The sequence below is a fragment of the Acidimicrobiales bacterium genome (genome assembly GCA_036270875.1).
Taxonomy (GTDB): domain Bacteria; phylum Actinomycetota; class Acidimicrobiia; order Acidimicrobiales; family AC-9; genus AC-9.
This window is the reverse complement of record DATBBR010000045.1, coordinates 1-12216: the sequence shown is the minus strand read 5'-3', so window position 1 is coordinate 12216 and position 12216 is coordinate 1. Positions and strand designations below refer to the sequence as shown.

Annotated in this window: 13 protein-coding genes and 1 tRNA gene; 10 read left to right on the top strand and 4 right to left on the bottom strand. The window is 70.4% G+C overall.

Features of this window, described 5'->3' with window-relative positions; translation table 11 throughout:
- The 4 genes from VH112_04945 to VH112_04930 form a co-directional block, all read left to right on the top strand.
- Positions 1-783 (top strand): hypothetical protein (locus VH112_04945; GenBank protein HEX4539572.1); only part of this gene is annotated, 783 nt, incomplete at its 5' end.
- Positions 784-873: 90 nt separating this feature from the next.
- Entirely contained in the window at positions 874-1365 is a 492-nt protein-coding gene (locus tag VH112_04940) for a VOC family protein (GenBank protein ID HEX4539571.1), read from the top strand.
- Between the two features lie 17 nt (positions 1366-1382).
- Positions 1383-2048, top strand: a complete 666-nt coding sequence (locus VH112_04935) for a response regulator transcription factor (protein HEX4539570.1) — start codon at positions 1383-1385, stop codon at positions 2046-2048.
- 739 nt (positions 2049-2787) lie between these two features.
- Positions 2788-3540 (top strand): hypothetical protein, encoded by a 753-nt coding sequence (locus tag VH112_04930; GenBank protein ID HEX4539569.1) that lies wholly within the window; start codon positions 2788-2790, stop codon positions 3538-3540.
- 13 nt (positions 3541-3553) lie between these two features.
- On the opposite strand, the gene VH112_04925 is transcribed toward VH112_04930, so the two are convergent.
- Both VH112_04925 and VH112_04920 read right to left on the bottom strand, forming a co-directional pair.
- On the bottom strand, positions 3554-3868 hold the full coding sequence (locus VH112_04925; protein ID HEX4539568.1) for a putative quinol monooxygenase: 315 nt from the start codon (positions 3866-3868) through the stop codon (positions 3554-3556).
- A 93-nt stretch (positions 3869-3961) separates the two neighbouring features.
- Positions 3962-4032, bottom strand: a tRNA-Gly gene (locus VH112_04920).
- 190 nt (positions 4033-4222) lie between these two features.
- Between VH112_04920 and VH112_04915 the strand changes: the two genes are divergently transcribed.
- Positions 4223-6376 carry a (Fe-S)-binding protein gene (locus tag VH112_04915; GenBank protein ID HEX4539567.1) on the top strand — a complete coding sequence of 718 codons (2154 nt, stop codon included), beginning with the start codon at positions 4223-4225 and terminating at the stop codon, positions 6374-6376.
- 3 nt (positions 6377-6379) lie between these two features.
- Here VH112_04915 and VH112_04910 read toward each other — a convergent pair whose 3' ends face one another.
- Both VH112_04910 and VH112_04905 read right to left on the bottom strand, forming a co-directional pair.
- Positions 6380-6805, bottom strand: coding sequence for a cyclic nucleotide-binding domain-containing protein (locus tag VH112_04910; GenBank protein HEX4539566.1), 426 nt, complete (start codon positions 6803-6805; stop codon positions 6380-6382).
- A gap of 176 nt (positions 6806-6981) precedes the next feature.
- Positions 6982-7725 (bottom strand): phosphoglyceromutase, encoded by a 744-nt coding sequence (locus VH112_04905; GenBank protein HEX4539565.1) that lies wholly within the window; start codon positions 7723-7725, stop codon positions 6982-6984.
- Between the two features lie 140 nt (positions 7726-7865).
- Here VH112_04905 and dnaK point away from each other — a divergent pair, with 140 nt between their 5' ends.
- From dnaK to VH112_04880, 5 genes are all read left to right on the top strand, one after another.
- The gene (gene dnaK, locus VH112_04900) at positions 7866-9737 is read left to right on the top strand and encodes a molecular chaperone DnaK (protein HEX4539564.1); all 1872 of its coding nucleotides are present in this window, start codon (positions 7866-7868) and stop codon (positions 9735-9737) included.
- The gene (locus VH112_04895) at positions 9734-10396 is read left to right on the top strand and encodes a nucleotide exchange factor GrpE (protein ID HEX4539563.1); all 663 of its coding nucleotides are present in this window, start codon (positions 9734-9736) and stop codon (positions 10394-10396) included. Before dnaK ends, VH112_04895 begins: the two co-directional genes overlap by 4 nt.
- A 12-nt stretch (positions 10397-10408) precedes the next feature.
- Positions 10409-11551 (top strand): molecular chaperone DnaJ, encoded by a 1143-nt coding sequence (gene dnaJ, locus VH112_04890; GenBank protein HEX4539562.1) that lies wholly within the window; start codon positions 10409-10411, stop codon positions 11549-11551.
- A 7-nt stretch (positions 11552-11558) separates the two neighbouring features.
- Positions 11559-11963, top strand: coding sequence for a MerR family transcriptional regulator (locus tag VH112_04885; GenBank protein HEX4539561.1), 405 nt, complete (start codon positions 11559-11561; stop codon positions 11961-11963).
- Positions 11964-12015: 52 nt separating this feature from the next.
- A partial coding sequence (locus VH112_04880; protein HEX4539560.1) for an adenylosuccinate synthetase occupies positions 12016-12216 on the top strand: 201 nt, incomplete at its 3' end.

The following is a 12216-nucleotide window of genomic DNA, read 5'->3' as shown; positions in this document are numbered from 1 at the left end:
AGGACCAGCCCACTCCCACTGCTTGAGCGGATGAGGTCGCTGCTGCGCCGCTCGCTTCCCGTCGAGCACCCGACGGCTCCGCTGACGGGGTACAAGCTCGCCTATCCGCTCCTGTCGGCTGACGATCGGTCGGCTGGGTTCGCCGGTCTGTCGATCGGCGGCCAGCACGTCTACGGTCCGGCGGCCGAGGCCGCCTGCGTGTGGAGCCGCCGCCATGCGCCGCCGAAGCGGACTTGCAGCTGCGGGTTCTACTGCTTCCACTCGCTCGCTCCTGCTCGGGCCATGGCGTGCGAGACCAGGTACCGACCGACAGTGCTGCTCGAGGTGGCGGTGACCGGGAGCTTCATCCGCTACCAGGACGGTCTTCGCTACGGCCGGCAGCGGGTGCGCGGCGTCCGCGTGGGTCGCTGCCGGTGCGGCCGCCCGGCGACGATGCTGGTCGACAGCGGGACCGGCCGGTCCGGCTGGCGACAGCTCGAACCAACCTGTGCCGGGTGTGCTGGATGGTCGGCGGCGCTGACGTTCCACGCCTTCGCCGAGCGTCTCGGTGGCGGCGTCAGCGTCGCCAGCGACTGCGACCCCGACGCGTCACAGGGCCGGAGGGAGCGAGCACCCGCGGCCGCCGATGGCGGTTCCGGGGACGCAATGGCGCTCACCGCGGCGGACGAGCCGTCGCTCGCCGTGGTCGCGGCCGAGGTGGCCCTCCTTCAGGCCCGCCTCGACGAGCTCCAGCGCCAGCTGGCCCACCTGTCGGGAGATGACCCGCCGGGAGCCGGTCGATAGGGCCCGAGCGAGCCATGGAATGATTGAGGGGTCGCGGGTGCTCCTGCATGTGGGCACTTCGCCGCGAGCAGGACCGGAAGTCGAGATGAGATGCCGATCACTCGTTTGAACCATGCCGTGCTCTACGTCCGAGACGCTCGGCGCAGCGCAGCCTTCTACACCGAGGCGCTCGGAATGGCTGTCCGCCACGCCGTGGGGGAGGGTCAAGCGATCTTCCTCTGCTCACCGGGGTCGGACAACGACCACGACCTCGGGTTGTTCAGCGTCGGTGAGGATGTTGGCGCGTCCCTCGCCGGGAGGCAGACCGTGGGGCTGTACCACCTCGCCTGGCAGGTGGACACCCTCGACGAGCTCGATCGTCTGCGGAGCGTCCTGAACGAGCGGGGCGCGCTGGTCGGCGCCAGCGACCACGGCGTGAGCAAGAGTCTGTACGCCCGCGACCCTGACGGCCTCGAGTTCGAGATCATGTGGGCGGTGCCCTCGGACCTGCTCGACGAGGGCGACCAGACTGTCCAGGTCGCTCCCCTCGACCTCGACAAGGAGAAGCGGCGCTTCGGCGCAACCACCGTGAGCACTGGTTGAGGCGAAAAGAGGTCTCTATGAACCTCAGTGCCCAGCCCAGCCTGAGGGTGTTGATCGTCAGCCGCCAGCCGGTTGCGCGCGCCGGGATGGCCGCCGTGCTGCGCCCCTTCCGCTCGCGCGTGAAGGTGGTTGGCGAGGTCGGCGGGGTCGATACCGCCCCGGAGGAAGCGGCGCGCTCGCAGGCGCAGATCGTGCTCTTCGATACCCGCCTCGATGCGCCCGGCGGGCTCGACCAGGTGGCCAATCTGGTGACCGCGCTGGGCGAGAGCCGGGTCGTCGTGCTGGCCCGTCGGGACGAGGCCCGCTTCACCTGGTCGACCCTCCAACGGGGCGCCGCCGGCTTCCTGCTCGACACCATCACCGGGTCGGACCTCGTCGAGGCACTGGACGAGGTGAACCGGGGCGCCATCGCGGTGGACCCGACCTTGGCCGGCGGTACCCAGCTCGCCCCGGACGAGGCGCTGTCACCTAGGTGGCCAGGCGCGCACCTGGGGCTGACCGAGACGGAGAGCCGGATCCTGGAGCTGCTGGCGATGGGGGAACCGTCCGCCGCCATCAGCGGCCAACTGGGTATGAGCAGGACGGAGGTCAAGGCGCATATCCGGTCGGCCTATCGACGGCTGCAGGCCCGGGACCGCTCGGATGCGCTGGCCCGCCTGGCCCGCGAAGGGCTGTTCTCCTGACCGAAGGACTAGGGAGAGGTAGCCCTCCCGGTCGCCACAAATAGTCCCTGGAGACCATTGCGCGATCGCGCCGGCGCGCTCAGTCTTGGGCGTCAGACCGCGCTACCTGGCCCCCTCGTGGCTGCCACCGTCGTACCACGGGCCAGGTGGCGTGGTCTGGCTAGCTGGGCCCGGCCGACGCATCTGGGATGGCGTGCAGGTGCACGAGTGGGCTTTACTTGGGTGAAACCTACGGAGAAGGGTTCGTGGGTATGGGGTGATGGCTGGGATGGCTGGGGGTCGGATCGAGAGGCTGCGTGCTCTGTCGCGTCCGGGCGCGGTCGTGCTGGTCATGAGCCTCGTGGGGGCAGGTGTCATCGGCGCCATCGCCAGCGGAGCTCCATCCCGGGCCGTCTCGCTCCGTGTCGAGGGTCGCTCACCGCCGGCATCGGTCGGGTCCCGCGATGGTGCGGCGTCGAGCCTCGCGCCGGCGCTGTCGAGCGGTCCGGGTGGTGTGGCGGGCCAGGGGGTGGCCCTCACCGCCACGGCTCCCGTTGGCTCTCGTGCCGGAAGCGCAGCCCCGGCCGCCTCGCCCACGGCTACCACCGGTGCCGCGGTCGGGCCCTCGTACACGGCCCAAGGCGGGCGCGCCTCCCCGGCTGCCGCGCCGAGCCGGACCCCAGCCACCGGGCCGCCCGCCCACCCGGCGCCTGTTGTTCCACGTCCGCCGCCCGGGCTCGGTGCCCGTCTCCTACCCGGTGTGCCGCCGGTGCTGCCGGGGCCGAGCCGTCGTCCGCCCAACCGGCCGCCGCCGTCGTCGGGAACGGCGCGCTACCCGTCCGGGTCCACCGGCTACGACATCTCCTGGCCACAGTGCGGGCAGAGCTATCCCCCCCAGCCCTACGCGGTGGCGGTCGTGGGGGTCAACGACGGGCAGGCCTTCAGCACGAACCCCTGCCTGGGCAGCGAGGCGTCCTGGGCCGGCTCCGGCCTCAATCTGTACATCAACATCAACTCGCCGAGCTCGGCTGACAACACCGACCAGTCCGGACCGGCGGGGAGCTGCCGGTCGGGCGACAACGCCTGTCTCGCCTACAACTACGGCTACAACGCAGCGGCGGGCAGCGTCGCCCTGGCCGCCGATCAGGGGGTGGCGGCGCCCACGTGGTGGCTCGACGTGGAGACCGCCGGCCGCTGCGCCACCCAGTTCCCCACCAACGGCACCGGCTACTGGTCCTGCAACACCTCGCTCAACGCGACCACCGTCCAGGGCGCCATCGACGGCTTGCGCCACGCCGGACTGGTCGCCGGCGACTACTCGACGAGCTACCAGTGGGGGGTGATCACCGGCGGCCTCGTGCCGAGCGGCGGGAGCGTGCCGAACTGGATCGCCGGAGCCGATCCCTCGGCGACGTCGTCGTGGTGCTCGGGCTCGCACGACTTCGGCGGCGGCCAGGCGTGGCTCCTACAGCTCGCCACCTCGGGGCCATACGACCAGGACCGCGCCTGCTGACTCCAGAGCGCTGTCACGAGGAGATGGGCACACCCTTCGCCAGGACAGGTTCGCCGAGGATCAGCTCGCTCTCGGCGATGAGCGGGCCGAGCGCGGGCGCCGCCTGGGCCATCGATTCGCTGCCGCTGTGGGCGGCGAACGCCTCGTCGTCGGCGTAGAGCTCCGACACCCAGAACTCGTCGGCATGGTCCTTGGAGCGGTTCATGACGTACAGCAGGGTGCCGGGCTCGGTCGCGGCCTGCTCGAACAGGGGCCGGAACGCGGCGACGAGCTCGTCGCCCTTTCCCTCCTTGGCGCGGACCCTGGCGAGCATCGCGACCTGTGCCATCGGAGCCTCCCTCACGGCAGCGGAGGCGAGATCATACGCTCGATCGCGTTCCGGTCCCTGAACGGCCGCCCTTGACCTGCACCTTCGAGAGAGAGCGGGCGACGGGAATCGAACCCGCGTTCTCAGCTTGGGAAGCTGATGTTCTGCCTCTGAACTACGCCCGCAGGAGCCCGCAACTGTAGCGTTCGGCCGGCGGTGGGCCGAGCCCGGGGGAGGGGTCCCAGGGCTCGCCGGTTGGGCGCCCGGGAGGCGGGTAGGTAATGTGACTGGTCCGTCGCGTGCCTGGTCAGCTGGGCCGAGCCGCTTTCCCGGCTGTGTTGCGCTGACGCCCAGTGAAGCGGCAGGAGGAACGCCTTGAGACTCGGTATCGGCTTTGCATTGACGGCTATCGCCCTGGCGCTGGCCGGGCGACGGGTGTGGTGGCTGGGACGCCTCGTCGCCGTGGGCCGGCCAGCTCCGGATCGCTTCAAGGACCTGGGGCCGCGCCTGTGGGCCGAGCTGACCGACGTCTTCGGGCAGCGCAAGCTGCTCAAGCGGCCCATCCCCGGTCTGGCCCACTTCTTCGTCTTCTGGGGTTTCGTGATCCTGCTGCTCACGATCCTCGAGGCCTACGGGCTGCTGTTCTCCAAGACGTGGGCCATCCCGGGCATCGGCCACTCGGCCGCGCTCGGTTTCATCGAGGATTTCATGGCCGTCGGCGTCCTGGCCGGCATCATCGTCTTCTCGGTCATCCGCCTGCGCGAGTCGCCCGAGCGCCTCGATCGGTCGTCACGCTTCTACCGCTCACACGCCGACCAGGCGTGGCTCATCCTCCTGATGATCTTCCTGGTGATCGCCACCCTGCTCCTCTATCGGGGGGCGCAGGTCGAGCTCGGCCACTTCCCCTACAGCGACTGGGCCTTCGCCTCGCATCTCGTCGGCAACGCCCTCTCGGGCCTGAGCCACGGAGTGCTGCAGGCGCTGGAGACGACCTTCGTGCTGGCCCAGATCGGCGTGGTCATGGGGTTCCTGGTCGTGGTCGTGTACTCCAAGCACCTGCACATCTTCGTGTCCGAGCCGAACGTGCTCTTCTCCCGGCGTCCCATCGCCCTCGGCGCGCTGGCGACGACGCCGAACATGGACCCCGAGGAGCTCTCCGAAGACGACGTCTTCGGTGCCGGCGAGATCACCCACTTCAGCTGGAAGCAGCTCCTCGACCTCCTCAGCTGCACCGAGTGCGGTCGGTGCCAGGACCAGTGCCCGGCCTGGAACACGGGCAAGCCGCTGTCGCCGAAGCTCGTCATCATGGACCTGCGCGACAACCTCTTCGGCCGGGCGAGCTCCCTCCTGGCGGGCTCGGGGGCCGACGGCACGGCCGAGAGCAACGGCGGCTCGGAGGGGGACGGCACCGGACAGAGCACCGTACCCACCCGTCTCGTGCCCGACGTCATCGAGCCCGACGTCTTGTGGTCGTGCACCACCTGCGGCGCCTGCGTCGAGCAGTGCCCGGTCGACATCGAGCACGTCGACACGATCGTCGACATGCGGCGCTACGAGGTCCTCATGGAGTCGAGCTTCCCCACCGAGGGCGGCACCATGCTGCGCAACATAGAGAACCAGGGGGACCCCTGGGGCCTGGGCTCGACCCACCGACTCGACTGGACACAGGGGCTCCCGTTCGAGGTCCCCGTGGTCGAGGGCTCGATCCCCGATGATGTCGAGTATCTCTTCTGGGTGGGCTGCGCCGGAGCGCTGGACGAGCGGGCCCGCAAGGTCACCCAGGCCATCGCCCGCCTCCTCAACGCTGCAGGCGTGCGGTTCGCCGTGCTCGGGCCCAAGGAGTCGTGCACCGGCGACCCGGCCCGCCGGCTCGGGAACGAGTACCTCTACCAGACCCAGTGCCAGCAGAACGTCGAGACGCTCGACGGCGTCGGCGCCCGGAAGGTCATCGCCTCCTGCCCCCACTGCTTCAACACCATCTCCAAGGAGTACCCGGCTCTGGGGGGCAACTACGAGGTCGTCCACCATTCGCAGCTCCTGGCCCGACTGGTCGAGGAGGGGCGGATCACGCCCGGCCAGCGCTTCGAGAGCACCGTCACCTACCACGACCCGTGCTACCTGGGCCGCCACAACTCGATCTACGACCAGCCCCGGTCGGTGCTGTCCGCGGTGCCGGGCGTCGAGCAGGTGGAGATGCACCGGTGCCGGCAGCGGGGATTCTGCTGCGGGGCCGGCGGTGCGCGCATGTGGCTCGAGGAGGACATCGGCAAGCGGGTCAACCTGGAGCGGACCGACGAGGCCCTCCAGACCGGTGCCGGCGTGGTCGGCACCGCGTGCCCGTACTGCATGATCATGCTCGACGACGCCGTCAAGCAGCGACAGGCGGACGGTATGGCCGCCGAGTCCACCCAGGTGCTGGACGTGGCCCAGATCCTCGAGCAGTCGGCGCCGGCCGGCACGTCTGACGGCAACCCCGGCGACGACCGGGCCCCGGCGGCGGCGAGGCCTCCCGGGGACGGCGCCAGCTGAGCGTCAGTTGAGGGCCTTGGCGTCCGCCTCCCGGAGGCGCTCGGCCATGGCTGTCAACAGCTTGTGGGCGATGCCGGGCACCTGGTCCATGAGCCCGTCGAACTGGCGTTGATCGAGCACGAGCAGCTGCATGGGTGTCTCGGACGTGATGGTCGCCGAACGGGGCTTTCGGTCGAGCAGCGAGAGCTCGCCGAAGTACTGACCGGGACGGAGTGTCGCGACCTTGCGACCGCCGCGGCTGACACCTGCCCGGCCGTCGAGGATGAGGAAGAACTCGAAGCCGGGCTTGCCCTCTTCGCACAGGAGCCTTCCGGCGTCGACCTCCACCTCGTCGGAAGCCCTGCCGATGAGGCCCAGCTCCTTCTTGTTGCAGCCCGAGAACAGCCAGGTCCGGCCCAGGTGCTCCAGCTTCACGTCCCTGCGTGCCATGGAGCGACAGGGTAATGGTGGCGGTCCTCGCGAAGCGAGGGGCCGGTCTCTGGCGACCAGCATTGGTTTCACCTCTCGTCGAACCGGGGCGCGGTGCGGGTGTGCAGCCGAGGCCTTTTCGACCAAAGGTGAAACAAGAGGAACGTGCCGGGACCGGCCCGCCTGCCAGCCGCGAGTCAGCTGGCCTGACCGGCCACCGCCTGTGCCGCCGCCTCCGCCGCGGCCGGGTCCCCGAGGTAGGCGGCGTGGCGGGGCGCGAGGTCGTCGTCGAGCTCGTAGTGCCGGGGGATGCCGGTGGGGATGTCCAGCCCCGTGATGTCCTCGTCGGAGATGCCCTCGAGGTGCTTCACCAGCGCCCGGAGGCTGTTGCCATGGGCGACGACGAGCACCTGCCGGCCGGCCCGGAGGTCGGGGACGATGGCATCGTGCCAGTAGGGGAGGAGACGCACGACGACGTCCCGGAGGCACTCGGTCGCGGGGAGCACGTCAGGGGCGAGCCGCCGGTAGCGGGGGTCGTGGCGGGGGTGGTTCTCGTCGTCGGGGCCGAGGGGCGGCGGCGGCGTCGTGTAGCCGCGGCGCCAGGCCTTGACCTGCTCGGCGCCGTAGCGGGCGGCCGTCTCCTTCTTGTCGAGACCCTGGAGGGCGCCGTAATGGCGCTCGTTGAGGCGCCAGTGACGCCGCACCGGCAGCCACAGGTGGTCCATCTCCTCCAGCGCCAGGTCGGCCGTCCGGATTGCCCGGGTCTGTACCGAAGTGTGCAGGACGTCGAGCTCCAGCCCGGCCTCGGCGGCCATGAGCCGTCCCGCTGCTCGGGCCTCGGCCTCGCCCCGCTCGGTGAGGTCGACGTCGACCCAGCCTGTGAACAGGTTCTGCTCGTTCCAGGTGCTCTGACCGTGGCGGAGCAGGACCAGGGTGCTCATGGGCGCCGACAGTAGCCGCAGGCCCGGCCGGTGGGCCCACGCTGCTCGAGCACGAGCAGCCGGCTTGATATCCTCATGCTCAACTTTGCTATGCTCGTCTTCGTCATAGAGATCGAATCAAGCATTCGGAGGCGCTCATCATGCCCAAGGCCGTCGGCATCGACCTCGGCACCACCAACTCCGTCGTCAGCGTCATGGAGGCGGGCGAGCCTACCGTCCTGCCCAACGCCGAAGGAGGCCGGACGACCCCCTCTGTGGTCGGGTTCTCCAGGTCGGGCGAGGTACTGGTGGGCGAGGTCGCCAAGCGCCAAGCCATCACCAACCCCGACCGCACCGTCCGGTCGGTGAAGCGCCAGATGGGGACCAGCTGGAGCATCGACATCGACGGCAAGGCCTACACGCCCCAGGAGATCTCCGCCCGCATCCTGCAGAAGCTGAAGCGCGACGCCGAGTCGTACCTGGGCGACACCGTGACCCAGGCCGTCATCACCGCGCCGGCCTACTTCGACGATGCCCAGCGCACCGCCACCAAGGAGGCGGGGCAGATCGCGGGCCTCGAGGTGCTGCGCATCATCAACGAGCCCACGGCCGCCGCCCTCGCCTACGGGCTCGATAAGGAGGGCAAGGACCAGACGGTCCTCGTCTTCGACCTCGGGGGTGGCACCTTCGACGTGTCGGTCCTCGACATCGGCGAGGGCGTGTTCGAGGTCAAGTCCACCTCCGGGAACACCCACCTCGGCGGCGACGACTGGGACCAGCGCATCATCGACTGGCTGGTGACGACGTTCAAGAACACCGAGGGCGTGGACCTGTCGGCCGACAAGATGGCGCTCCAGCGTCTGAAGGAGGCGGCCGAGAAGGCCAAGATCGAGCTGTCCAGCGTGCAGGAGACCCAGGTCAACCTGCCGTTCATCACCGCCACGTCCGAGGGCCCCAAGCACCTCGACCTCAAGCTGACGCGAGCCAAGCTCTCCGAGCTGACCTCCGACCTGGTCGACGCCTGCCGGGGCCCCTTCGAGTCGGCGATCTCCGACGCCGGCCTGTCACGGGACCGCATCGACCACGTGATCCTGGTGGGCGGCGCCACCCGCATGCCTGCCATCCAGGACCTGGTGAAGGAGATGACCGGCAAGGAGCCCCACAAGGGCGTCAATCCCGACGAGGTCGTGGCGATCGGCGCCGCCATCCAGGCTGGCGTGCTCAAGGGCGACGTCAAGGACGTGCTGCTGCTCGACGTGACCCCCCTGTCCCTCGGGATCGAGACCAAGGGTGGGATCATGACGAAGCTGATCGAGCGCAACACGACCATCCCGACCAAGAGGACCGAGGTGTTCACCACTGCCGAGGACGGCCAGCCGTCGGTGGAGATCCACGTCCTGCAGGGTGAGCGGGAGATGGCGTCCTACAACAAGACGCTCGGCAAGTTCCAGCTCGTCGACCTGCCTCCGGCGCCCCGTGGCGTGCCCCAGATCGAGGTCACCTTCGACATCGACGCCAACGGCATCGTGCACGTCTCGGCCAAGGACCGGGCCACGGGCAAGGAGCAGTCGATGACGATCACCGGCCAGTCGTCACTGCCCAAGGACGACATCGACCGCATGGTCCGCGACGCCGAGTCCCACGCGGCCGAAGATCGCCGTCGCCGTGAGGAAGCCGAGGTCCGCAACAACGCCGACACGCTCGTGTACCAGACCGACAAGCTGCTGCGGGAGCAGGGCGACAAGATCTCCGGGCCCGAGAAGGAGAAGGTCGAGCAGGGTCTGTCGTCGCTCAAGGAGGCGCTGGCCGGCTCCGACATCGAAGCCATCCGGAGCGCGACCGAGTCGCTCGTCACGGCCAGCCAGGAGTTCGCCTCCCGCCTCTACGAGCAGGCGGGCCCGTCGGCCGCGGCCGGCGGCCAGCCCGGCGGCCAGCCCGGCGGTGCCGGGCCCCAGGGCGAGCAGCAGCCCGCTGACGACGAGGTCGTCGACGCCGAGATCGTGGACGAGGGCGAGCACGGGCGCGGCGCATGAGCGAGGGCGAGCGTCGCCCGCCCGCGGCCGGGGCGCCGCCCGAGCCCGAGCGCGGCGAGGACAAGGACCGAGCCGATCGCGCCACCGATGACCGGGCCATGAATGACCGGGCCAGCGAGGACAGTGACAGAGAGGTGGGAGACGCCGGCGTGATCGGAGAGCCGGTGGACGCGGGCGCGGCGGCCGCCGACGACCAGACGCTGGCCGCGCTCGCCACCCAGCGCGACGAGTATCTCGACGCGCTGCGCCGGCTGCAGGCCGACTTCGAGAACTACAAGAAGCGGGTGCTCAAGCAGCAGACCGAGCACCTCGAGCGCGCCGCGGAGGCGCTGGTCGTCAAGCTCCTTCCGGTGCTCGACGCCCTCGACCTGGCCGTTGCCCACGCCGGCGACTCGCCCGAGGCCAAGGTCTTGGCGCCCGTCGCCTCGTCCCTCGTCGACGTGCTCGAGAAGGAGGGCCTGGAGCGGATCGATCCCGAGGGCCAGCCGTTCGATCCGAACCAGCACGACGCCGTCATGCACGAGCCCCCGGAGGCCAACGGCGAGCAGGAGGAGCACAACGGGTCTGGCGGCGAGCCGCAGGTGAGCGGCGTGATGCGTGCCGGGTACCGGTGGAAGGGCCGCGTCCTGCGCCCGGCCATGGTGAAGGTCAAGGGTTAGCGAGGGACCAGGATGGCTCCGCAGCGGGAGTGGTTCGAGAAGGACTACTACCAGGTTCTCGGCGTGTCAGAGTCGGCGACCGAGAAGGAGATCACGCGCGCCTATCGCAAGCTGGCCAAGCAGTACCACCCGGACGCCAACCCGGGTTCGGAGGACCGCTTCAAGGAGATCTCCGCCGCCTACGAGGTCCTCGGCGACGCCGACAAGCGCAAAGAGTACGACGAGGTCCGTCGGCTCGGTCCCGTCGGCGCCAACTTCGGTGGCTTCACTGGCCCGAGCCAGGGGGCCGGAGGCGCCCAGGACTTCACCTTCCGCTTCGAGGACGCGGCCGGTGGAGCCGGCATGGGCGGCGGGCTGGGCGATCTGCTCGGTGGCATCTTCGGACGCGGCGGCCGCACCGCTCGAGGCGCCGGACCCCAGCGGGGGGCCGACCTCGAGGCCGAGCTGCACCTGTCCTTCAAGGACGCGGTGGAGGGCGTCACGACCACCGTCAACGTGACGGGCGACGCCCCGTGCCACACCTGCCGGGGCACGGGCGCGGCGCCGGGCACGACGCCGACCGTGTGCCCACGCTGTGGCGGGCGCGGGGTGCTCGACGACAACCAGGGCCTCTTCTCGTTCAGCCAGCCCTGCCCGACCTGCGGAGGCCGCGGCGTGCGAGTCGAGACGCCGTGTCCCACCTGCCACGGCACCGGCGCCGAGCTCCGCGCCCGTCAGGTGCGGGTGCGGATCCCACCGGGCGTGGTGGACGGCCAGCGCATCCGGGTCAAGGGCCGGGGTGGACCCGGTCGCAACAACGGTCCGGCCGGCGACCTCTACGTGGTCGTGCGGGTCGCTCCCCACGAGCTCTTCGGTCGCCGGGGGCGTGACCTCACCCTTACCGTCCCCCTCACCTTCTCCGAGGCCGCCCTCGGGGCGACCATCCGGGTGCCGACCCTCGAGGGGCCGGTGAGCCTGCGCGTGCCCCCGGGGACGCCGTCGGGACGGACCTTCCGGGTGCGCGGAAGGGGCGTGAAGAGCGGCAAGACGGCAGGCGACCTGCTGGTCACCGTGGAGGTGGCAGTGCCGCCTCACCTGACCGACGCCCAGCGGGAGGCCGTCGAGGCGCTTGCATCGGCCTCCGAGGAGTCCCCGAGGGCTCACCTGGGGGTGTGACGCGGCCATGACGACCATGAGACGAGCGGACCAGCAGCCGGCGCCGGTGAGCAGCCGGGCGGTCTACGTGATCTCGGTGGCCGCGGAGCTGGCCGGAGTCCACCCCCAGACGTTGCGCATCTACGAGCGCAAGGGCCTCGTCGACCCGGCCCGGACCGGCGGTGGGAGCCGGCGCTACAGCGAGCGTGACATCGAGCGGCTGCGGCGGATCCAGGAGCTCACCAACGCCGGTCTCAACCTGGAGGGCGTGCGCCGGGTCATCGAGCTGGAGACCCTGGTCGACCGGCTGGGCCGGGAGCTGACCGAGGCGCGGCGCGAGGCTAGGGAGGCCGTCGAGCGAACCCACCGCCACTATCGGCGGGACCTGGTGCCTCTGAGCCAGTCGCCCGTGCTCTACCGGGGCCGTCGCTGAGCCTCGGCCCCGGGGCACCGGGGGACGGGAGCACCCACCCGCTTGCCCCGGTATGCTCGGCTCGCCGTTGGGATCGCCCGGGAGGACGCGCGTGCCCGCGATCGTGGTCGTCGGAACCCAGTGGGGCGACGAGGGAAAGGGCAAGCTCACCGACCTGCTCGCCCAGGAGATGCACCTCGTGGTGCGCTACCAGGGCGGGCACAACGCCGGTCACACCATCGTGGTCGACGGCGAGACCTTCGCCCTCCAGCTG